The organism is Psychrobacter sp. Cmf 22.2 (assembly GCF_001921745.1).
Taxonomy (GTDB): domain Bacteria; phylum Pseudomonadota; class Gammaproteobacteria; order Pseudomonadales; family Moraxellaceae; genus Psychrobacter.
Genome location: NZ_MRYA01000010.1, coordinates 15,559 through 39,376 on the forward strand (window position 1 = coordinate 15,559; position 23,818 = coordinate 39,376).

The window sequence follows — 23,818 nt, forward strand, 5'->3', positions numbered from 1 at the left end:
TGCTCAATGTTATTCATTTGTCGCCATGATGAGTGATGGCGGCTTGTGATTTAGTTAGGAAAAATAATCTTGAGTAATAAGGTACGTTTGTAGCATTTGCAGCAGGGCTTGTTCTAGGCTTCTTTACTTACACTTTCCTGTAAATTCTTTTTTAGTAAATGATCGAATATAAACGGGCCAAAAGGTAAGAGTGAGCCGAGTACGCCCGCAGGTATTGCCCAAAGAGGCATTTTCATTTTGATAGCTGAGCCTATAAGTATTATGATATAGGTAATAAACAATATACCGTGTGCCATACCGATGTATTTCACACCTTCTGGAATGTCCAGCATATATTTTAGTGGCATGGCGATACAGAGCAATAATAAGAAAGAGGTGCCTTCTAGGTAGCCTATAATGGTAAGGCTTTTTAATGCGGCACTTTGTTTTTTTCTAAGATTATGTATTTGTTTGATAGTTAGCTGAGCATGTGACACTATATTATCCTTTTGTTATTTCAATAAATAATTTAGGCGGTATTCAATGTCTTTATAATAATGGCCCTGTCCAGAGCTTTGAAGTACTGGTTTTTGTCATCTACCACTTAGCACGTCACGCCTTCGTCTAGCCACTTCAAAATCATCCTGCGTTCACTCGCATACAATTATGCATTGGGTTTTGGGATATAGAATGAGAGAGTATTTGTATTAATCATATATCACCTTCCAGTTCGCATTTTTATAAACACACTTGAGTATAAAAAGTATCTTTCCGTATAGAGCAGCTATGACGCTAGTTCTTTTTATTTGTACTGATCAATATTCACTTGTTTATTCATTACGCTTACTTTCCAAAAATATCATATCAATTATAATCAACGCTACACCGACACAGACACCTATATCTGCAACATTGAAAATAGGATAATTCCAGACATCAGCATAATGCACATGGATAAAGTCAACCACTTTGCCAATTCTTAAACGATCGATTAAGTTGCCAATCGCACCGCCAAGCACTAAGGCCAACCCCATAGACAATAGCTTGGCTGTACGTGGCGCTTTGATTAAATAAATCGTTAAAAAGATAGCCATTACAAAAGCTAAGCCTGAGAAAAACCATTTCTGCCAACCGCCAGCGTCGGCTAAAAAGCTAAATGCTGCCCCATAGTTATAAGCGAGTGTCCAGTTGAGAAATGGTTCAATGACCGGTACGGGGTCATTGAACGCTAATTTGGTTTGGGCCAACCACTTAGTCCATTGATCAAGTATTAACACCATTATCGCCAACAAATACCAGATAAAAGCGCGACTGCCATTGGCAACCATTTTTGGCATTTTATCCAACTTACCTTTAGGTGTTATCGAGTTGCCTGAAGTCACGTACATAGCTTTAGGCGTATGATTCATGGTTTTAGAGTCAATCGATTGATGAGTACTACTCACAGCTATAGGTACTTTATTGTCAGCAATATTAGTACTAGCCGATTCAACGCTATTCAATTTAGTACTATCTAATCTGTCGGTAGATTCAGTCATAGTTGTTTTCTTTATCTGTGTTTATACAATGAACAATGTTAAACGTATATGTTTTTGGTATACGACTATTAATCGCGCCACTTTTATAAACGGCTCCACTTACCGCTCTGGTGTTATGAAACTTACGGTAATAATTTTTTATTAGGGAATCTGTTGATTGATTTCAACATTAACCTGAGTCTGTTCAGCGCTAATCACTATAGGATTACCCGATAAGTCGCCTGACTCTGCTATGGCATTACCGCTATGACTAATACGAGCAACGACTGCTAACTGAGTTTTGTCACTACGAGCTGAATTTAACGTGCGATCTGGCATCATCGCATCAAGATTGCTTAAGCGGATACTAGCCTCACCTTGCTTGATAATACTAATGGGTAAACGTTTGGCGGCAAACGGTGGACCTCCTTTAACGTCACGTATCGCAACAAACAACACATCATCAGCTTTCACTAACGGTAATAAATTAGCGTTAATTTTCACTGTCACGTCAATACCTTCTAGCGCTTGCTTTTCTTGCGTGCTAACGTAGTTGCTTAACTCATCTAAGCTTGCTAAAGCTTTAGTATGATCACCTGGTTTGGCCACAATGCTGCCTTGTAAGCGTTTAATCCAACCTTGCGCTTGGGCAAAGTTACTACTACGAGTCTCACCCATTGCCATGAGCATTTGAGCCCGTTCATGCTGCGGATTCTTAGCTAATATAGCTTGTAATACACGGCGAATATTGGCGTCTAACTGACCTTCATTAACGAAAAAGCTAGTCTGAGCATAAGTGGTGGCGATTTCTTCATTTTCAGGAGCTAAACGATAGGCACGAGATAAGGCTTCCAGCGCAGAATCAGTTGCCTCCATAGATAAGAAAAGCTCGGATAGGCGCATCCAGCGATTAGGATCATCAGCATTACGATGAACATTGGTTTGCATGGCGCTAATCAGTTGACGACCATCTTCAAACGCCCATGATGGCGGCTTGTCAATTTTAGCTGTCAATAGGTCGTCAGCCACTTGTCCTACTTTGTCCTCAGCTGTCCACAAATCAAACACGGGCGTACGATTGCCTATTAGTAAATACGCCATTGCAGCCAATATTGGGATCCAAGCTGCGACAATTAAACGGCTTTTGACATCAGGGGTGACCATAGGTGTTATCTGACGCTGCACATCTAATAGCTGACGCTCCAGTTCCAGCTTTTGATTTTGATAATGGCTATTATTAATAGTACCGCTGTCTTTATCTGTTTGTAGCTCAGCTAAACGTTCGCGAAATACTGCAACATTAATATCTAGCAGTTGATTGTCTATTGGTTTGGACTGCAAACGCGGTGCTCGTAGCCATGGCATAATAGCAATCAGCGCAAATATAAGAGCAATCAGCAAGCTTAGAGTTACAAATAAGCCAAAAGTAGAAAATAGAGTCATTTTTTGTCCTCTAGGCTAGTAATGTCGTGGTCGACACTCTCAGCTTGCGATAATAGACGATCAAGCTCAGCCTTTTCCGTAGAGGTCAAGGCAGCAGTACTGTTCACTGTGACGCCGCTTTGACCACGGGCAACAACTTGGCGACGCTTACTTTGCCAAAACCAACCAATAATTAAGACGAGCAATAATAGTGGTGGAAAAAACCATAGGATCCATGTTGATGGTCGCATAGGCGGCTTGTAGCTAATAAAGTCACCGTAGCGCTCTTGCATATAGACGCGTATTTCAGCATCACTACGTCTATCTTTAATTAAATCATAGACTTTTTGCTTTAGATCCTGTGCAATCGGTGCATCAGAGGCTGCAAGGTTTTGATTTTGGCATTTTGGGCAGCGAAACTCTTCTATTAATCCACGATACTGAGCTTCTTGCTGTGGTGAGTCAAAATCGTATACGTCAATAGCTGCGTTTGCCGTCATGTTAAGCAGACACGCTAGTATTAAGCTTGCTAGTTTTAAAACTATATTGGGTTTTAGTTGAGGAGCTCTTATTCGAGTAACGTTCATTTGCACATCTCCTCAACCTGAATGAGATCAGGACTATCGTTGTTCTTATTAGCCTTATTAAGTACTGTCAGGCACGGCTTAACACGCTGTTGCCAATTGGCTTCATTAATCTCACCAACAATATGCTGACGAATGATGCCATCTCCATCCACAACAAAGGTTTCGGGCGCACCAGTTATGCCTAAGTCTAGAGCAAACTGACCCAATGAATCCTGAATAGACATAGAAAATGGATCACCGCCTCGGTTTAAGTAACTGAGCGCATTACCAATCTCATCCTTATAATTCACACCAACGATATCAACGCCGCGCTCTTCTAGTTGCATTAAAAACGGATGCTCAATAACGCAAGTTGGGCACCATGAGCCCCAAACATTAAGTAAAAACGGCTTATCCGGCAAATTATCATTGGTGATAGTACGGGTAGTATCTGCTAATAACGGCAGCTCAAAGGTAGGAACCGGACGCTCAAGAGCGGTATTGGTCACAATGTCTGTTGGTTTACCTAAGCGCATGTACAATATAACTACCAAACCAAAAAAGAGGATAAGCGGAATTAAGAACCATAGCTTCGTCTGCTTTTTTTTCATTGTCTTTGGGTTACGCTGCTTACTGTTTTGGCTATCTTTTTGCTCAGGAGTATTATTCGACATAGTCATTTATTTCTCCTTTAGTGTCGACATCGTCGATACTGAGATTGCCTGCTCAATAGCTACCTCATTGACTCCATAAGTAGCCAAACTACCAGTAACTAGCAACGGAGCTTTAATTTTTTTGATGCGGTATCGTTTATCAAGCATACTAATTAATCCACCTAGAGCCATGATAATTGCCCCTAACCAAATCCAGCGAATTAATGGTTTTACATAAATCCTTAATGCCCATTGGTTACTACCATCGGCAATAGGTTCGCCCAGTGCGACATAAACATCGCGCATAAGACTGGGGTCAATAGCAGCTTCAGTTGTTGGCATCGTGCTGATAATATAAGTACGCTTTTCTGGAGTCAGTTTCGCCACTTCACGACCGTCTTTGGATACCACCACTTGCGCTTGCGTTGCATCAAAGTTACTACCCTTTATTTCAAAAAATTCAGTTACTTCAAAATCGTAACCTTGAACATTGACTGTATCGCCAATACCCATTGCTACGTCACGCTCAATACTCAGGCTACTAGTAAAGGCTATGCCAATGACAGCAACCAATACGCCAATATGAGCAGTCTGTTGACCCCAATAGCTAAGACGCAGCTGACGCAGACCTTTAAAGAAATTAGGGGCGTTCTTGGTTTTGTCTCTAAAGTCAACGATCATCCATAGCAGTACCCAAAAGCTCACCGCTAAAGTCACGCCAATATTGAACATAGCAGATGGACTGGTAAAGTAGGCGATAATAGCAGCCAATACGATACTACTAGCGGCAATGGCGATACCCACCCCTAGTAACGGACGCTTATCTTGTTTCCAGCGAATATTAGAGCCCATACCCATAGCGATTAACAACAGCCATGTCAAAGGCACAAACAGCGCATTGAAGTATGGAGGCCCTACAGATACCTGACCGAGACTAAAGGCATCAGCGATAATAGGATAGAGGGTGCCGAGCAGCACCACTAAGGTTGCAATCAAAATGATGGCGTTATTGATCACTAAAAAGGACTCACGTGAAATCAGCTGATATTGACTTTCAACGGTTAAACGCCAACCGCGAACGGCAAACATTAATAGACCACTACCGATGATAATGCCAAGAATAGCTAAGATGACCAAACCACGCGTCGGATCAGCGGCAAACGAATGCACTGAGGTAAGGACTCCAGAGCGTACCAGGAACGTGCCAAGCAAGCTTAAGGCAAAGGCGAAAATAGCCAGCATGATGGTCCATGCTTTAAACACCCCGCGCTTTTCAGTGACTGCTAATGAATGCAGCAATGCTAAGCCGACAAGCCAAGGCATAAACGAGGCGTTCTCTACCGGATCCCAAAACCACCAACCGCCCCAGCCAAGCTCGTAGTAGGCCCACCACGAGCCCAGTGCAATACCAATGGTCAAAAATCCCCAAGCCGCGAGCGCCCATGGACGTGACCAGCGTGTCCAAGCAGCATCTAAACGCCCTTCCCACAATGCCGCCATACAAAATGCAAAAGGCACTACCATACCCACATAGCCCATATATAACATGGGCGGATGAATAATCAGACCGAAATCTTGTAGGACAGGATTTAAATCAGCGCCATCGACCGCTAGATTGGGTAAGGTACGCTCAAACGGTGACGAGGTAAATATCAGCATTGTTAGCATCATTAACTGTACACCGGCCAAAATAACTAATACCCGCGCACGCATTGATAACGGCAAGCCGCGACTAAAGTATGATACCAGTGCACACCATGTGGCCATGATGGTCATCCATAGCAGCAAAGAGCCCTCGTGTCCGCCCCATGTCGCCGATAACTTATAGTACCAAGGCAACAGCGTATTGGAATGCTGCGCGACGTAACTGAGGCTAAAATCATTATAATAAAAACCTGCTATCAAAGCGCCAAATGACGTTATCATGGCGGCAAACTGTGCCCAAGCTAAGCTAGGGGCTAGTCGTTGCCAAGCAACTTGGTTACGAATAACACCAATAGTTGGCAGAATTACCTGCAATAACGCCAATACAAAAGCGGTAAGCAAGGCAAAATAGCCCAATTCTGTAATCAACATACGGTCTAACCTTATTTACTCTAATGCGGTTGCAGTTTACTGTAGCGGTGGAATTTTTATTATTAGAACCCACCCCCGAAATCTGCTGCTATCTCTAGTTTTTAATTGATTTCGAAGGGTTTTATTTAACTACTTTAGGCGGAGTTACCAGTGGAGGCGCGCCTTTAAAGCGCAGTAAACGTAACGCATTGAGAGTAACGAGCACTGTTGCTCCAGCATCAGCTAGAACCGCAATCCATAGTCCAGTAATGCCGAATACGGTCGTGATCAGAAAGACGCCTTTGAGACCTAAAGCGAAAATGACGTTCTGATGAATGTTGCGCATGGTGGCACGCGAAAGTGCAATCAGATGGGCCATGTCTGTAACACGACTTTTTAATAATGCGATATCGGCCGTCTCAATGGCCACATCGGTACCACCACCCATCGCGATGCCAACATCAGCGGTTGCTAGTGCTGGCGCATCGTTAATACCATCACCCACCATCGCTATTTTGCTGTTATTCTTCATCTCGTTAAGCAAGCGCAGTTTGTCCTCAGGCAACAGCTCAGCTTCCCATTCCACGTCTAAATTACTGGCAAGTGCTTGAGCGGTTAAGCGGTTGTCGCCTGTTAGCATGACGGAGCGCACACCCATCGCTTTAAGTTGAGCCACACCTTCATGAGCGTCGTCTCGTAACTCGTCTCTTAGTGCGACCAATCCAAGCACTTCTCGACTTTGCTCATCGAAAAGAACTGAGACGGTCTTGCCCTCATTTTGCAGCGCCTCGATTTGTGCCTGTTGCTCGGCTGAAATTGATGCCTCATCTGCGGCATAAACAGGCGAACCGATAGCTAGCGCGCGCCCAGCGATAGTTGCGTGTACCGCTTTACCCGCAGTAGCAGAAGCTTTAGAAGCCACAGGTATGACAACTTTGGCGGCTTTGGCATGACTGACAATAGCTTCAGCAAGCGGGTGACTAGAACCTGTCTCCACACTGGCAAAGAGCGCCAATACCTTATCTTTACCTTGAGAACCCTGATCCTGAGAATCCTGACCTTGAACACTTGAATACTCTTGTGTAATGTCAACAACATCGGTCACGCGTGGTTTGCCTTCAGTTAAAGTGCCTGTCTTGTCAAAAGCGACTGTCTTCACTTGGCCGATGGTTTCTAAAGCACTACCGCCCTTGATCAGCAAGCCGCGGCGCGCACCGACCGCTAGACCAGAGGCGATAGCAGCTGGTGTTGAGAGCACAAGAGCACAAGGACAAGCGATCAATAATAAGGCTAGACCTCGATATAACCAAGTTGACCAATCTCCGCCCATGGTTAACGGTGGGACGATGATAATTAGGGCGGCAATAGCCATCACAGCCGGTGTATAGTAACGACTGAATTTCTCAATAAAACGGGCAGTGGGTGCTTTGGAAGCTTGCGCTTGCTCTACCAAATCAATAATGCGCGAAATAGTGTTATCGGCGGCTGTCTTTTCTACGCGCACTTGGAGCACACCATCGATGTTAATTGACCCTGCAAATACATTGTCACCCATCGTCTTGGCAACAGGAACAGACTCTCCCGTCACGGGCGAATCATCAAGGCTGGACGCACCTTGAACAATGGAACCATCAGCAGATACCCTATCTCCAGGACGCACCAGCACAAGGTCATTCACTTGTAGTGAAGTCGCTGGAACGTTACGCTGCCCACCTTGAGCATCAAGTAAAATCGCACTTTTCGGAACCAGCGATGATAAGGCTCTGATGCCAGCGCGAGCGCGATCAGCAGCGATACTCTCAAACAGTTCACCGATTGAGAACAAAAAGACAACCGCTGCGGCCTCTTCAGCTTCACCAATGATAAGTGCGCCAAGCACGGCGACGGACATCAGCGTTTCAATTGAAAAGAATGAACCTGTTTTAGCCAGTGCTAAGGCTTTGCGTGCAAATGGAAAAACGCCTACAATCACAGCGATGGCAAACACCCATATCCCATAAGCGGGGAACAGTAGTGACAGTGCATAAGCGCTGCCCATCAAAATACCGAGACCAACAACCTGTTTGCCTTTTTGAGTTTGCCACCACCGCTTATCCTGCGGAGCCATCTGATTGTCGCTGTCAATATCAATAGCCGATACAGTTTGTTGACCAGTATTGGCAGATATACCGAACCCTAGGCTTTTGATTGTTTTTTCGATATCACTAGCCTGAGTCGGCGCACCAGGGGCTAAATTTAGCTCTAGCGTTTCTGTAGCGAAATTCAGCTGAACATCAGAAACCCCAGGCATACGTTTCAAAGCTGTTTCAATCTTGCCGATGCAACTGGCACAGTCCATACCTTCAATATGATATTTCATAATAATTTACCCTTTGAATAATGATATTATGAACCCTATAGTGGCTTTAGAGTCAAGGTTATTTATCTACAGTTTCGTAATTTTAATTTCTCTAGCGCTAGTCTTTACAGCCACTTTAATTATTTAAATCATAGAGGTTGTTATGACAATCAAAATTGGTGAGCTCGCTAAACGCACAGGTGCCACAGTAGAAACCATTCGCTATTATGAAAAAGAGCGTTTATTACCCGAGCCTTTTCGTAGCGAAGGGAATTATCGTTTATATAATGAAGAGCACATTGAGCGTCTACAATTTATCCTACATTGCCGTACGCTCGATATGGCTTTAGATGATGTGCGAATCTTACTTGAATACTGGGAGTCGCCTGACAAGGACTGCGGCGATGTGAATAACTTGCTAGATGAGCACATTCATGCTGTGGAAATACGAATGGAAGAACTGATGCACTTAAAGCATCACTTGACCGTTTTGCGCCAGAAATGTGCAAGTAGTGCACCAGCGTCATCATGTGGCATTTTAAACGCGCTTGTCGATAACTCCTGTCATGAGTAATGATATCAGTAGTGTTCATTTCTGACGGATCAAATCATGAAAGGTTAAATACGCCCTGATGTTAAGCACAAAAAACCCAGCAATGATATTAAGATCACTACTGGGTTGGAGGAAATAACAACTATGTTGTGCTGACTTAGAAAGTCTTATTTATCATTCATAGCAAGGTGGATATTACGATCTGATGCGGATGCGTCATCCACGTATTTTGAATCGCGCCATGTCGTATAAGCATAGACACCACTGTATGGGCTGATGCTGTTCTGACGGAAATCAGAAATCCAATTTTCGCCATCAAAGATTTGGATATGGCCATGCGGGCGCTTTGATGAGCGATCATAGACAATAACATCACCTACTTGGGTTGGCATATCATTACTGATTTTGCTAAAACCTGCTTTATCAAGCGTGCCACGAGTGGCGTACTGATAGGCTGAAGGATTGGGTGTAAATTCATAACCAGCTGATTGTAGTGCTTTACGTACGTAACGGGCACAATATCCAGAGCTGCCAGATAAAGCCACTTTTGAGGCGCGAGCAGCAGCGATAGCGGGGGCTGAATTGCTGTCAGGAACTGTATTGACTTGCTGCTGTTGTTTTTCAGCGTATAAGCGGCTGTTTAATGATGAAAGCTGATTCTCTTTTTGCTTGGCCTGCGCACTTAGGTTGCTAATTGCTTGACTAATTTCATCATTATTAGAAACATAAGCACCACTTTTGGTGCTATAGATGTTTTTTGATGAACCGTAGTTTGATGCCACAGAAGTATTGGTGATGGTATTATTTGTTTGAGAGATTGTGATAGCAGCACCACTCGTTTGTGCTATGCCCATACCCAGTACTGACAAAATCAATAAAGCCTGTTTCATAAATCTAATACCTACGGTTAATTCAAAATCGTCTGTTATCAACAACAGCGCAGTCAATTAAATCTCAATAACTCAAGTATATATATGTCATAGTGACTGATACTTCTGCTGCATATTATTCATATAAAAAATGATTATTGGCGATCACAGCTCATTGAAGTCTTACGAAGCTGTTACAAATCAAGCTGCTGACCAAAACACAAAGCCGACTTTAGCATAGGTTGTTTAGCCTGTCATTCCCCTTAAAAACCCCAAAAATACTTTTTTGATGTCGAAAAAATTGCTAATATCCCACATTTTACAATGTAAGTTTGTGTAACATGTACAGAATATAGCTGACTAGATTGACCACAATTTCTACTGTTTTATAAGCAAAAAAACGTCTGAGGGTTAAATCTATAATTTAGATTTAACCCTCAGACGTTTTTCTATTGGATGAAGTAATTACCCTATATAGGGTCTAACTAATTATTAAGATAATATAATAATTTATAATATTAATATAGATGTTAATTCCCTACTGGCTTATGTAATATTACGTAATTGTTTCGATACATCCTGTATATTCTTGTATTAACCCTTAATTATTTATCTATTTTAAGGGTTAATAACCGATAAATCCGCTTACATTGTCATCAAAAGTTACAAATTCAAAGTTATTTTTGCTTTTAAAGTCGCAATAGCTAATGATTTTTTTGATGAAGAATCATTTTATAAGCAATAGAACAGTCTTATACCTGCCTCATTTACTTTTAACGCTAACACTATAATCAAAGTATTCTTAACTGCTAACACACTATAATTGCTGCTCTACCGATTCAATATCAGCATAAACTTGGGTCGTCCCGTCTTTATTGAGCTGCATAACCTGATAGGGCATGAATTTATTTTGATACTCCATACCTGGGCTACCAACAGGCATGCCAGGTACGGCAAGACCCATAGCTTGTACTGGCGGATTTTCTAAAAACTGCGCCATATATTTAGCGGGTACATGACCTTCAAAGACGTAACCATCAGTAGTGACTACAGTATGGCAAGAACGCATTTCATTTGGAACGCTGTAGCGCTCTTTAAATACGGCTAAGTCCGCAACATCTTGCGCGGTTGCACTTAGACCATTATCTTCTGCATGACTTATCCATTCTTTACAGCAGCCGCAATTGGCATCTTTATAGACAGTGGCTGAGACGTTTTTTAGTAGGTCTGGTTTACTTACTGATGTCATCATAGGAGTATTTATAACGTTTGGTTCAGCTGTCTTCGGAACAGTCACTACATCTTCAGTTGATGCCGATGTTGTGCTTGCATCAGATACGCCACTACTCGGTTGGCTACAAGCAAATAGTGATGAGGCGGCAAGTAATACTAACGTACTACGCAACCCCTTAGACAGATAACGATTGAATATAAGACTGGATTTTATTTTTAAGGGGGTCATAGTGCTCTCTCATGTACTGTAGATATTGTGAGCTATAGAAGGTCAAGTAACACTTCATATCGTTTGGTAATGTAGCATAATAACCCATCAAACGGAGTACGTAAATTTATCCATTGAGCAGTGCGGACTGGTATCATAAGCAGTTTTCATTTTGAAATGCTGCCTGTAGTATTAACAGGTCTATCCGAGTTTTGGATTTTGACTAAAAATTCAAAACTCATAATTTTGGATAATTTGCGATGCGCCTGTCTACTATTAATCTACAAAAGCGTTTGAGTACTCACTCAAATCAATTACCGCTATGGTTTACGCTAGTAGCAGCATGGCTTGCAGGGGCTATTTTTTTATTTGCGCTAGCGCCTCATGGGTTCTGGCCGCTAGCAATAGTGTCACCAGCGATTTTATATGCGCTGTTGGTACCAAATATGAGTGGTCGTCGCGCTTTTATTATCGGTGAAGCTTACGGTATGGGGCTATGGTGCGTCGGCGGCTTTTGGCTCTATACTGCCATCCATGATTATAGCGATACTCCAACGTGGCTCGCATTGATTATGATTGGATTGATGGGTCTCGGTATGGGACTGTTTCATGGATTTTTAGCACTAGTCTTTAACCGTATGGTAGGCAAACAACCCTTTTCATTTGCTGCTCTTTGGGTGCTACAAGAATGGTTAAAAACTTGGTTATTCACAGGCTTTCCGTGGCTATTTGTTGGTTATGCATTTACTGAAGAGTATTGGTTATCGTCCTTAGCACCCGTTGCTGGTGTTTTTGCCGTCTCTTTTGTTGCCATACTATTGGCTGCAAGTTTAGTAGAGCTACTGCTTCGACGCAGTAGTTATGCCGTCGTTTCTGTACTGTTATTAGCCATTAGCACATCATTATGGCTGGTCAATCCGCAATGGACAAAACCTAAGGGCACACCTGATCTGTCAGTGTCATTGATTCAAGGTAATATTTCACAAGATATAAAGTGGCTGACGCAATATCAAGTAGAAACGCTAAAGATTTATGCGAAGTTAACGCGCACTGAGTGGGGACGTGATGTGGTGGTGTGGCCTGAATCATCTATTCCGATGTTTCAGGATGAGGCTGCGGGCTTTATTAGTGAAATGATAGAAATGGCCAATGCGACCAATACGACATGGATAACTGGTATCCCTTATAAGGATAAAGCGGCATTCAATGCCAGTACGGATAAGTATCCCCCATTTTACAATAGCGTGATTGCTCGAGGTGTAGAAGCGGAAGGCCTATACAAGAAGCAGCGTCTAGTGCCTTTTGGAGAGTATATTCCATTTGAAGGCGTGCTCGATATTTTCCCAAGTTTGGCCGGTAGTCAGGATATTAAGAGCTATAGTCGTGGTAGTGATCAGCAGTCACCGCTAAAGGTGCGTGAACACAATATAGGGACGGCTATCTGTTATGAGGTAGCTTATCCAGATACCACGCGTAAAAATGCCATCGATACTGACTTTTTGTTGACCGTCTCTAACGATGCCTGGTTTGGCACTTCAGCAGGACCATTGCAACATTTGCAAATGGTACAAATGCGCGCGCTTGAGAACGGGCGCTGGTTTATTCGAGCGACCAATACTGGTGTTACCGCTATCATTAACCATAAAGGTCGTATTGTAAAACGCGCACCGCAGTTTGAGCGTACTGTACTACGTGGTGAGATACAGGCACGGGTTGGTAACACGCCCTTTATGCTTATGGGAAATTATCCTATCTTGATAATAATAACCCTGTTATTACTAATAAGCTATTTTGGCAAAGGTCTAACCACACTTAGAAGACGAGGGTAATAGTAAACTTAATCATAATAATTTAATCAGCGTAAGTTTTTTATTTTTTCTAGGTAACGTCCTAACGCACGTAAATATAAAAGTTTTAAACTATTGATCACATAAGAACTGATTGAAAAAATTATGTTGACATAAGGCACGCGCCTCATACTTAAAAAGAGATAGCTATATACGGTCTATCATCTTTTAGTTGATACTTTCATTTAATGCACGCGATTTTTGATTGTCATCTGCCTTAGTACCAAATTCAATAGTTGCATGTTGTATATTCTGATGCGCCAAATCTTCCTTGATGTTTTCTTTCATAGTAATAGTCTCTTCAAACGTTATATCGGTCTTCGGTACAATATGAACTGTAAGAGCATTCTCAGTGGTACTCAAAGCCCAGATATGTAAATGATGAAAGTTTTGAATAAAATTATAGCTCTCTAAGATAGCAGTGATTTTACTGAGATCAACATTTTGAGGTACTCCGTCGATAGCAAGCTTGATACTCTCTTTTAGTAGACCCCAAGTCGATAACAGTATAACGACTGAAATAATCAAGCTAACTAGAGGATCAACGATATTCCAACTTGTATAGTAAATAATAATGCCCGAGATAACGACACCTACAGAGACCAATGCATCTACCATTAGATGCAAGAAAGCACCTTTGATATTAATATCGTCTTTTTGACCTTTGTAGAATGCAAAAGCAGAAACAGTATTTATAAATACACCTATTAGAGCTGTAATAATAATAACTTTTCCTGCAACTTCCGGTATCGTATCAAATCGACCCAAGGCCTCATACGCAATACCTATAACGATTGTAACTAACAATATGGCGTTAATAAGAGACGCCATTATAGAAGCTTTTTTGTAGCCATAGGTATAAAGCGTAGTAGATGCTTTCTGTGCTAATTTCATTCCAATTAACGAGATTATTAAACTGGCAACATCACTTAAGTTGTGGCTAGCGTCTGCGATTAAAGCTAATGAATTAGTTGAATAGCCCACTATAAACTCGATGAGCGTAAATGCAGAATTTAGACCAATCCCAATATAAAAAGCTTTATTCATATTTTTAGGGTCTGGAGCTTGATGACTGTGGTTATCTGAATTACTCATAATTTACCCTTGTTTAGGTTGCTGCATTTTATTAAAGGTAGAAAATAAGTTTATTGCATATTTTCTATATTGCACAGTCAATATTGCTCTAATACCGTAGACCCACTTATTTTTATCAATAAACTGAGCCACAACTTGATTGTGTGTCCTATCTCTCCTTGGGCGAAAAAAGCGGATTTTACTGTAATCTAACTGGCTTACGTAAGCTTCTTGTTCTCATGTTCAAGCTCTTTAGTATGTGTAGCTTAGTCTTGAATGTTGGTTAGTATAGTTTCATTAGTGTGCTTTTTATGACATGACCACATAAAGGTGTAATCGTTTAATGCTTCAATCAGCATACGAACGGCGCGTTCTTTAATCTCAGGAGTGTAGGTTTGTCTTTTCATTATCGTATTCTCTCAGAAAGATGATTTACCGCTTCTTAACAGCGCGTGTAAAACCTTGCATCTGACGACTAAGCCGGTCTTCATAGTAAACTATCCCAGTATTGTCAGAAACTTAACGTCTTGTGAGGATGTACTAAGTGCTAACTTCAAAATGGTTGAAATACCTACGCTAAATGACGACAAAAAAAGCCTAAGCAATCTAATGAAAAAGTAGATAATAAAAACCCAATCTACATGACAAACAAAAAAATGCCTCTGGGAGTTGACTCCCAGAGGCATTTAGTTTTAAATATAGCTAACGGTTACAGCGTGTTGACGCACACTGTAACGAACAAATAAGCACCTGAACTGCGTTATTTGAACAGCATTAAATGCCCGTGTAGGTGCATTTTATCCAAAATTTGCTTTCATATCAACTTTATTCACTATACATTTTAAAAACCGCTTGTTCGCTCGTTACATCCTCGTGCTGCTCTCTTTATAACCGTTACCCGTCAAATGGGTGGCAGGCTAAGGCGACGACTGCGTTTGACAGAAGGGTAAAGCTCTCGACAGGGGGTTCTAGACATATTGAGCAACGCAATGAGTGGTTATTTGTGCATATCGTAGCGGTATATTGGGTGTATTGCCCTTGCTAGCGTATGACAGCACAGTAGCGGTTAAGAGCGTGTCTAGGCGGTGCTATCAGCCGTAATCTTAACAACCGTAGCTTGATACAGTGATACGGTCTTGATGACGCGATGGGCGATGAAGTCGGCATGACTAATCACATCAAATCCAAGGAATGCACTAAAGTGTTTGTGAGTATGCTAGAAAATACTCATAGATGCTTTAGGGTGAGTGTTCCTTGAAATCTGCTCAAGGCTCCAAAATCAGCATCGGAACTTACTTAGGCTAATTTAAATAGTATATAGCCCACTAGGCTATATACTATTAGACTTCAGAGAAAAATTTAGAATAGTTCTTATACAACAGTCATTTATTCAGTGAGTCGATATTGTCATAGTTGATTCATAAGCTTAGTGTGAATAGAACGAGATCTACGCTTTAGGTAAAGTCTCTTCCTAGCTCATAACTATTCTTTATCTTGGAACCTTGAATACTTTTATTTAATCAACATCCAAGGCGTTATCTTTGTTTTGAATAAGTATTAGATTATCTTGAGCTTTCTTGAGTTTATTTTGTAACACAGTCACTTGTTCTTGTTCTGATAGGTGACGGCTCGATAGCTCGCCATATTGCTTATTCAATATACTATGTTCAGCTTCAAGTTTAGCCTGTATTTGAGTCAGCTGCTCATAAAGTCCTGATAGCTTATCACGTTCAAAGGTTACCGCCTTTAGCTCTCCTTTGATCTCTGCGGTAGCAGTTTGTATCTCATTGCGTTCAGCTGTGACCGTCTTTAGCTCTGACTTAGTGGCTTTAAGCTCCGCCTTTAAACGTGCAATCTCTGCTTTATCGCTATCAGCTGTAGCTTTAAGCGTGGCTACCTCACCAAGACTACTAGTAAGCTCTACAGATTGCTTATCTAATGCGCTACGTGTCTCTACAAGCTGTGATTGTGCTGTTTCTGCTTTAGTTCGTTCAAGCTCTAATTGATGCTTAGTATCTGATAGCGTCTGTTTGGTAGCATCATGGTCAGCTGTGGCTTGCTGAGCCGCTTTAGTTGCTGTCTCCGCAGTAGTGGCCACTTCGTCCAGCTGCTGTAGTAGATCTGCTTGTTCACCCTCTAAGGTTTTAACTGCTTCTTGCGCTTCGTCCGTCTCTGCTTGTGCCTTAACCTTAACCACCTCTAGAGCTTCACGCTCCTTAGACAGCCTATCGTTCGCCATATCAATAGCTGTCTGCCACATATCAGCGCCAAGCGTGTGCAAGCGTTCAGTGATACCGCTAGGTAAATCCACTTGTTGCAGCTCTTGCTCTTCCTGCTGTTCTCGCTTCCAACTCTGCATCGCATCACTAATGGTAGTGAATGAGCCACCGCCTAGCGCCTTACGCACCTCTGCCAGTGTCGGCTTTATCCCTTGCTCCTGTAATCGGTCAGCTGCTGCATGAATATCTTGTGTGGTGAGTGCCATGATTTTGTATTCCTTGATAGTGCATTGTAGTATGTTGTATATAGTATAATACAATATACAACATACTACAATGCAAGGTGTAAAAAAACCCCAAGTCGTCTTGAGGTTATAACTTGTTGGCTAAGACTTAATGATCAGTTAGGTATTCTTCTAGGGCATCATTGATCATGTCCTGATAGTTACCGCCTGTCTGCTTGGCTCTGTCCTTAAACTTAGCAAGAATGCTTGGGCTGATAACACTGGCTTCTGTAGTAAGCGTTTGTGGTTTGATACTGCCACGGATCGCGCCTGACCAGTCGGTGATTTCTGGAATGTCCGATAGATCAATGTCGTCATCGCTAAGCGTTGCTAAGTACTCTAAGTCCGCTTGCTGCTTAGCCGTTAATGGCGGCAACTTATCTATGTGATAACTAACCTTGTTCATATTGTCTCCTTTCAATCTTTGTGGCACGCCTGGCAGAGATAATGCGTATAACCTCAGGCCATAGATTTCAAACACTGCAAAAGCATTGGCCTTTGACTCTTAAGTAAGCCATATATCATAATTGGTAGTAAACATAGTAATTACTTACCTTGACTGACTTTTGGTAAGTAGCTCTCAAGCGCTTTGTTTGGCTTGTTAAAGCTTTCAGGCTCCCGCTGTATGATGTTAATCATTTCACGCTTAAAACTATCAGTACTCATTTTACCGTCATAGCTTAAACCTGGGTGATCGTTATAGTCGTTCATAAACTGCACATTATCAACAATTGATTTGATCTTATCTTCTGACAATTTACCGTCTTTACCAGCAATTTTATCTAATAACTTTTTGTGAAATTTGAGCTTTAAGCCTTTATAGCCCTTCCCTCTTGCTTTTTTTTGATACTCTACACTGACTTTATAATTCGTATTTTCATTTATATCGTTGATAGCTGTTTCAATAACATATCTTCGCAACTCACTAAATTGCTTATACTTATCTTTAACACACATTACGTGTTTAAACTCTTCTATCGTAAACTCTTTGCTGTACTGGTATTGATTAACCCACATTACCACCAATTCATACATTTTTATTGAATGAATACTCGATAACTCACCTATTTCTAATAGCTTGTATTTAGTGAAATTAGCTTTAAGTTGCGTCAAATATGGCAGTATTTTATTTGCGAATGATAATACGACTTCTCCGTTATCCGGATCATAAACAATACTACTAACAAGCCTTGTTTGAAGCGTTTTATTCTCGGGCAAGCTCATAACAATATCGACGTCATATAAACGTTTGCTTGCGTTCTCTATGTCACGATAAACATTCTGTTCGTTCTTAGACTTCTTACCAAAAAACAATGATTTAATATCATCAACTGTTACTTTATATTCTGTGTCTTGCGTGACATTTGGTGCATCAGGCCTACTGTCAATTTGACTGATACAAGCAAGCATGAGCTCTTTATCCGTCTTTTGCATTGTGTACGTTGCTAGGATTAAATCATTTGACTGAACAACTAAGTTATTTTCCATTTCAACTCTGCGCCCATAGTTACATTTAACAAGATCTTATCATAAAATAGAGTTATAAAAAGAGTGTTTTTTATTTATCTCTGTTTTCTGCTCATTTACTCTGTTTTCTGCTCATTTACTCTGTTTTCTGCTCATTTACTCTGTTTTCTGCTCATTTACTCTTTTTCTTTCTTGTAAGGTATTGATTTTAACAGGGAAAAATAGCTCTCAAACAGGAATAAACAGGAGTAAACAGGATCAAATAAAAACCCTCAAAGAAACGGGTGATAAATTTTTTTGTGGATAAGTGAAAAATCATCACTTAAACCACGCAGCTTGCCTAAGCAATTTAACCCTGTGTAATGTTTTTTTAAGGATTAGATTAAGGGCTAAATCCTCGACTGGGTGCATTAGTTCTACTCACTTGATGCTGATAGGACTCTAAACCGTCCTGTAGTGCTCTGTGTTGGCTTTCAGAAAGCTTTCCGTCGTATTGCTCGGTAAACGTCTCTAAAGCGGCTTTAAGAGTCTCTGAGTAAGCTTTACGCTGGGTAGTTGGTAATGAGCTCATATCACGAAACGCAAATTTAAACTGCTGACACGTTTTATCTAAGGTATCTGCAAGATGTTCTTTAGCACATTTCCTCGCCTCAGCTGGGTGATTATCATTATCAATATAATCAGTTAACCATTCTGTATAGTTGAATGAGGAGACAACGTCTCGAGTCAGTCTACCAACGTCTCCTGCGCTACCGCCTAGCTTATTGATGATACTAGTTTTAAATGTCGCACGCTTTTGATCAATATCGTCCCTAAAGTCCTCAAAATGCTTAATAAGCGCCAGATACCGCTCTCGTTCAGCTTTAGGATCACGCAAAAGCTTGATAATGGATTTGTTATTTTCAACTAGCGTGTAATCAAAACGTTTGCCCACTTGCTGTAAGTGATCTCTAAACCCTAGCGCTTTATCTTTATCTTCAATACCAAGGCGCTTTGCAAACTCGCTAAGTATCGCAACTTGACGCTTATCAAATTTATCAGGGGCATCCTCTATCGTTTCTCCTTGTGCCCAGCTGATTGCCATTGAATTGTGATGGCGTTGAATTAAACGCATGGCTAAGTGCAGCTTCATACGTTCAGCATACTCAAAGATTCTCTCATCTTTGTGACGGTTTGCTCGAGTGTCTCGATCAACTTGTCTTTGCTGTCGATCAAGTCGAGCAGCTCTTGCTCGTCGTGCTGCGTCATCGAAGGGGTTGGGGGCTGGTCTTGCACTTCGCTCAGTTGCTTTGTTAATTTCAATATTTGACTTTCCGATAGCTTCAGTGATTCCCTCAATTGCTTGTTTTGTGTCGTCAATTCTTTGTGTGAGCTTGTTATTTGCTTGTGCTGTGCCATTAATTCTTTGTTTTGTGTCATCACATCGCTTTGGTAGGTTTTCGCATCGTTTAGCTGCCCAAGCAATGCCTGATTTTGCCTCTTCAACGCATCGTTTTGTGTCGTCAACTCGAATTGCCGTTCTATTATTTTGTTCTGTGCAGTACGTAATGTGAGGTTCTGAGCTTCCAGAGAGGTGTTTTGCAAAATCAGCTCGCTGTTTTGTGCCTCCAATGCTGCCAGGTAGTCTTGCATTTTTCTCAGTTGCCCAAGCAAGTCCTTTTCTAAGTGCGCTAATTCGTCGCTCATTGTCTGCTTCCTGTTTGATATGGTTGTCAGCCACCAATTTATTACGTGCTTTGATGGCGCGGTTGGTGTCTCCTTTTTCGGTCGTGATGCCTCGGCGCTCCATTGCCGTCGCCTCAACGCCCATTTTAATGGTGGGCTGCTGATCAAGCCCCTGATCCTTATAACTGCGCGCATCCATCAATGGCAGATGATGCTGCGCCAACACTTTATTGGCGGTATCTACCCACATCTCCCGAACACGCTTAATCTCTTGCATCGATGACGGCAGATCATGCGCCTTACGTTTTTTGTTGGACCACTCAAACGGGGTCTTAAGCTTTGGATCAAACGCCAAGGTTTTATTCGGTCCAATGGTAGGCGCTCGAGTAGTGACTAAAATATGCGCGTGAAAATTACGGGGATCAGGGTTCTCCTCACCCTCACGCAAATACTTAGAGCTTGGCGGTACATTAGGATCAAAAGGCAATTTCATCACCGGACGATGGATACACACATCAGCAATCACATCCATATCGTCGCAAAGCTTTTGGGCAAAGTTGATGGCCAGCTGATGCCGATCATATTCGTCTAACTCATACGGCAAATTAATCAGCCACTCACGCGCCACCCGACTGTCCGAACGTGTCTCTGCCGCTTCAGCGGTATTCCAAAGCGTCTCTCGATCCACACTCACACCCAGCGCCTTTAGCGAAAATGGTAAAACAATATCGCTACTCATAACCCCAGACTTTTTACTATAGTCATGCGTCTTGCCATATTTGGCATCATCAAGCACATCCCCAGCACGATAGGCCGCCGACGCCACAGCTGACTGCCCTGATTTTCGAGAAATCGCCTTTGTCGCAATATGTACCATCGTCATAAAGAGCCACCTGCTATTGTTGCTTTTTTCACACCACCGCTTTTTGTGGTGTGCGGGGTTTGGGGTTTCCCCAACGAAGAAGGATTCAAAATTAAGATAGTAACGAAGTGGATAGATTAAATTTTGAGTCGTTACTTCGCCCTTAGTCAGGGAGACGCCACCATCAAATACTAAAATAATATATCTGAGGTGTCTGATGCGGTTGTGTTAAAGCTTACCACAAGCGATTGAATGATAGTGAGGTGCTTGCTATGCTGAGTAAAATTTAATCGATAAGGGTAAATCTGATGTCAGTATCTAATAATAAAGCACCTATGTCTATTTTTGATAGTCAAGACTCTAATGAGCTAAAAGAGCGTCAACGGTTAGAAGAGTTAAAACGCCAAGCTAAGGTTCAGCAGGTGAAGCTGGATAAACGATTAAACAAGCAGAAGATTCTAATGGGGGCATTTTTGGGTCAAGTATTGGCAACTGAAGGTGAAACTGAGCAAATGATTCGAGATTACTTCGCCATTCACTTTCCAGATTTTTTAACAAGGAAATCAGATAAGTTTTTATTCAAAAGTATGATCGAGAGTTTAGGTGGTGATATAGGATTGGGTGAGGAAGAGGATCCATTTTTAGCCAACGTAAAAGAAAATAATAAAGAAGCTACTGATCAAAATACAGGCGTTGAAGGCAGAAATACTGATAGCAATAACCAAACGCAATCTGACTCTCTGGCTAATTATAGAGAACAGGATTCGCTACTAGATGACAATAGTCATGCTACTGGTGGAAGTAATCCAAACTATCATGGGTAATAGGTTATGTTTATTGAAAGCCACAAAGCTGCGCTATCAAGCTTTGATGCAAATATAGAGCCGTATATGGTCGATGGTGTAGTGGCAGATAGTGAAGGCGCTTTATCTGTGATGCTGCCACTTGCAAGAAATACGATAGCCATTAAATTTGCAGAAGATGATCATAGCGTTGCGGAAATGGTAGCTCGTGCATTTACTTTGTTTGAAAACTTCTGCACAAGCGATCAAGCATACGCTTTTTACAATGAGATGATGGAAAATCCAAAATTATATGATCGTGTGATGCAGTTCGTTACTCTGATGCTAATAGCTGATAAGCCATTAGGAACCCTTGCCATAAGTAAGGCAGTGGATAAAAAACATGCAAAGCTTTTGAGTGATGTTCGGCTGATTGGTGGAATTTTTGGGTTTTATGATAAAGAGACTAAGGTTTATACAGATGATATCACTTGCATAACTCATCTCAATGGAACAACTAAAGAGCTGACTCTGCCCCCTGAGAAGGTTTTGATGCTGATGAGCTATTACATAAATGGCCAACGTGTATTGACCATGATGCCCTGGTGATGGGTTTAGGTTAAAGTGCAGTTGCACAGGATCATGGATAGTCTTTTACATATCAGCATAAAACTTCTGGATAAAGTCACGAGTCTTGCTCATGAGTCGCTCGTGAAGGGGTTTGCGCTCAAATAGCTTAACTTTATAGTTAGGTAGCGCTTTCACTTCGTTACGGTCAGGTAGCCGCTTGCTAGTCTTATACTTTCTGAGGATCTCTTGCATGACATCGGCTTTCAGATTGTTATCTTTACATAGCTCTTGGTACGCAGCCTCCTTCTCTACGTCCCAAAAGTGTGCAAAAGCCTCCTCTACTGTCTGACCATCTGGCATTTTAGGCATCTGCTCCTTGATGAACTTTTGGATAAGCTCTTGCTTGTCGCGGAAGGTCGGCTCATTCATGATTAAATCGTTCACCTGGGCTTGGTACTGGGCTGCCTTCTCTTCGTTGCCATCGTCTTGCTGCTTATTGGCTTGCTTGAGTAGCTCTAGTATGTAGCCGACATTGATACGATCGCTATGTAGCATTTCAATCTGAAAGTTGATGTCATCGAGTATTGAGGTTTTATCCTGGCTATTCTTGTTCTGGGTGCGAATGTTGCGGTATAGGTCTATATATTTACTGGCAAAATTGGCGAAGTCTTCTTTATTCAGATCTGTATCAGCCTGGTCGTAGTCTACGAAGGTACCTAACTGCTCGTTATAGCGCATCACTTCACGAAAGGCTTTGATAAATGCTAACTGCTCATCTTCAGTCTCTAGTGTATCAACGGCCTTATAATCAGCGCAGATGTCTAAAAGGGTCTTAGCGGCTTGATCGTAGTGCTTTCGTAGCTCATGCATTTCAGGAATGACGGCGATATCTTTCGCTTGCTTGTTGGCAAACAGGGCTAGAGCGTCGTCGGTGTTTTGCTTTAGGTTACGAAAGCAGACGATATTACCAAAGGGCTTTTTATCGTTATAGATACGGTTGGTGCGTGAGAAGGCTTGTACCAGACCATGGTACTTTAGGTTCTTATCCACGTATAGCGTATTTAAGGTTTTGGCGTCGAATCCTGTCAGAAACATGTTCACGACGATCAGAATATCGATCTTGCGCTGTTTTACTTTGGTGGCGATATCACGATAGTAAGGATAGTAGTTCTTGCCTGAATCAAAGTTTGTAGCGAATGTATGATTGTATTGGCCAATGTAGCGATCTAACTTGTCGCGGCTGCTCTCATCAATTTGGGCAGGGGTTTCAAAGCTGGACTCTGCAATGAGCCCATTGTCTTCGAAACTGGCATCGGTCGCTTCGTTGGCCGCATAAGAAAATATCGTAGCAATGGTGAGTGGCTTGAATGTAGGGTCATCGGCTTGCTTTTGCGCTTGAATACGCTCAAAAGCGTCGTAGTACTGCGTGAGTATATCAACGGAGCTGACGCAAAATATGGCGTTAAACTCGCGGCGTTTGGTCTTGGTGTCATGCTTTTCGATGATATAGCGAGCGATATCATCAATGCGTTTAGGGTCGTTATAGACCTCTTGAGTGTCAATGGCGGTGACTTTTTCATCGGCAGCACTGTCGTTTTTGGTGAATTTACCCACATAGTCAATCTGAAAGGGCAGCACGTTTCTGTCACGAATGG

General features: G+C 41.9%; 19 protein-coding genes and 1 pseudogene. 4 read left to right on the forward strand and 16 right to left on the reverse strand.

The annotated features are described in order from the left end of the window. Positions 1–113: 113 nt before the first annotated feature. The 7 genes from BTV98_RS12890 to BTV98_RS12920 all read right to left on the reverse strand — a co-directional run bounded on the left by BTV98_RS12890 (position 114) and on the right by BTV98_RS12920 (position 8,551). Entirely contained in the window at positions 114–446 is a 333-nt protein-coding gene (locus BTV98_RS12890; protein WP_227511554.1) for a DUF3817 domain-containing protein, read from the reverse strand. A gap of 363 nt (positions 447–809) precedes the next feature. Beyond that, the gene (gene lspA / locus BTV98_RS12895; RefSeq protein ID WP_037026031.1) at positions 810–1,517 is read right to left on the reverse strand and encodes a signal peptidase II; all 708 of its coding nucleotides are present in this window, start codon (positions 1,515–1,517) and stop codon (positions 810–812) included. 141 nt (positions 1,518–1,658) lie between these two features. Further along, positions 1,659–2,939: a c-type cytochrome biogenesis protein CcmI gene (gene ccmI, locus BTV98_RS12900; RefSeq protein WP_025643930.1), complete on the reverse strand. Its 1,281-nt coding sequence runs from the start codon at positions 2,937–2,939 to the stop codon at positions 1,659–1,661. After that, positions 2,936–3,505, reverse strand: coding sequence for a cytochrome c-type biogenesis protein (locus tag BTV98_RS12905; RefSeq protein WP_025643928.1), 570 nt, complete (start codon positions 3,503–3,505; stop codon positions 2,936–2,938). Before BTV98_RS12905 ends, ccmI begins: the two co-directional genes overlap by 4 nt. Beyond that, positions 3,502–4,095: a DsbE family thiol:disulfide interchange protein gene (locus BTV98_RS12910; RefSeq protein ID WP_025643927.1), complete on the reverse strand. Its 594-nt coding sequence runs from the start codon at positions 4,093–4,095 to the stop codon at positions 3,502–3,504. Before BTV98_RS12910 ends, BTV98_RS12905 begins: the two co-directional genes overlap by 4 nt. 69 nt (positions 4,096–4,164) lie before the next feature. Next, positions 4,165–6,213 carry a heme lyase CcmF/NrfE family subunit gene (locus BTV98_RS12915; RefSeq protein WP_025643925.1) on the reverse strand — a complete coding sequence of 683 codons (2,049 nt, stop codon included), beginning with the start codon at positions 6,211–6,213 and terminating at the stop codon, positions 4,165–4,167. Between the two features lie 121 nt (positions 6,214–6,334). Further along, complete coding sequence (locus BTV98_RS12920) at positions 6,335–8,551, reverse strand: heavy metal translocating P-type ATPase (protein ID WP_058025811.1); 2,217 nt, start codon at positions 8,549–8,551, stop codon at positions 6,335–6,337. 142 nt (positions 8,552–8,693) lie between these two features. On the opposite strand from BTV98_RS12920, the gene cadR reads away from it, so the two are divergent. Further along, positions 8,694–9,104: a Cd(II)/Pb(II)-responsive transcriptional regulator gene (gene cadR / locus BTV98_RS12925; protein ID WP_007394845.1), complete on the forward strand. Its 411-nt coding sequence runs from the start codon at positions 8,694–8,696 to the stop codon at positions 9,102–9,104. Positions 9,105–9,250: 146 nt separating this feature from the next. Here cadR and BTV98_RS12930 read toward each other — a convergent pair whose 3' ends face one another. Beyond that, on the reverse strand, positions 9,251–9,973 hold the full coding sequence (locus BTV98_RS12930; protein ID WP_025643918.1) for a CHAP domain-containing protein: 723 nt from the start codon (positions 9,971–9,973) through the stop codon (positions 9,251–9,253). Between the two features lie 796 nt (positions 9,974–10,769). Then, entirely contained in the window at positions 10,770–11,414 is a 645-nt protein-coding gene (locus BTV98_RS12935) for a DUF411 domain-containing protein (RefSeq protein WP_082787298.1), read from the reverse strand. 239 nt (positions 11,415–11,653) lie between these two features. Between BTV98_RS12935 and lnt the strand changes: the two genes are divergently transcribed. Continuing rightward, a complete protein-coding gene (lnt, locus tag BTV98_RS12940) occupies positions 11,654–13,222 on the forward strand; it encodes an apolipoprotein N-acyltransferase (protein ID WP_068039556.1) in 1,569 nt (522 codons plus the stop codon). A gap of 186 nt (positions 13,223–13,408) precedes the next feature. Here lnt and BTV98_RS12945 read toward each other — a convergent pair whose 3' ends face one another. From BTV98_RS12945 to BTV98_RS13485, 6 genes are all read right to left on the reverse strand, one after another. Continuing rightward, entirely contained in the window at positions 13,409–14,335 is a 927-nt protein-coding gene (locus BTV98_RS12945) for a cation diffusion facilitator family transporter (RefSeq protein WP_058025953.1), read from the reverse strand. A 245-nt stretch (positions 14,336–14,580) separates the two neighbouring features. Beyond that, on the reverse strand, positions 14,581–14,721 hold the full coding sequence (locus BTV98_RS13670; protein ID WP_156410079.1) for a hypothetical protein: 141 nt from the start codon (positions 14,719–14,721) through the stop codon (positions 14,581–14,583). A 1,109-nt stretch (positions 14,722–15,830) separates the two neighbouring features. Beyond that, positions 15,831–16,799: a DNA-binding protein gene (locus BTV98_RS12950; RefSeq protein WP_058025952.1), complete on the reverse strand. Its 969-nt coding sequence runs from the start codon at positions 16,797–16,799 to the stop codon at positions 15,831–15,833. Between the two features lie 127 nt (positions 16,800–16,926). Beyond that, the gene (locus tag BTV98_RS12955; RefSeq protein WP_025643904.1) at positions 16,927–17,223 is read right to left on the reverse strand and encodes a hypothetical protein; all 297 of its coding nucleotides are present in this window, start codon (positions 17,221–17,223) and stop codon (positions 16,927–16,929) included. Between the two features lie 140 nt (positions 17,224–17,363). Continuing rightward, on the reverse strand, positions 17,364–18,305 hold the full coding sequence (locus tag BTV98_RS12960; RefSeq protein ID WP_058025554.1) for a replication initiation protein: 942 nt from the start codon (positions 18,303–18,305) through the stop codon (positions 17,364–17,366). 361 nt (positions 18,306–18,666) lie between these two features. Then, on the reverse strand, positions 18,667–20,832 hold the full coding sequence (locus tag BTV98_RS13485; protein WP_058025555.1) for a MobA/MobL family protein: 2,166 nt from the start codon (positions 20,830–20,832) through the stop codon (positions 18,667–18,669). Between the two features lie 287 nt (positions 20,833–21,119). On the opposite strand from BTV98_RS13485, the gene BTV98_RS12975 reads away from it, so the two are divergent. Both BTV98_RS12975 and BTV98_RS12980 read left to right on the forward strand, forming a co-directional pair. After that, positions 21,120–21,635, forward strand: a complete 516-nt coding sequence (locus BTV98_RS12975) for a hypothetical protein (RefSeq protein WP_025643898.1) — start codon at positions 21,120–21,122, stop codon at positions 21,633–21,635. A 6-nt stretch (positions 21,636–21,641) separates the two neighbouring features. Continuing rightward, a complete protein-coding gene (locus BTV98_RS12980; RefSeq protein WP_025643896.1) occupies positions 21,642–22,202 on the forward strand; it encodes a hypothetical protein in 561 nt (186 codons plus the stop codon). A gap of 45 nt (positions 22,203–22,247) precedes the next feature. Here BTV98_RS12980 and BTV98_RS12985 read toward each other — a convergent pair. Then, a pseudogene (locus BTV98_RS12985) lies at positions 22,248–23,818 on the reverse strand (type I restriction endonuclease subunit R); the annotation flags it as partial.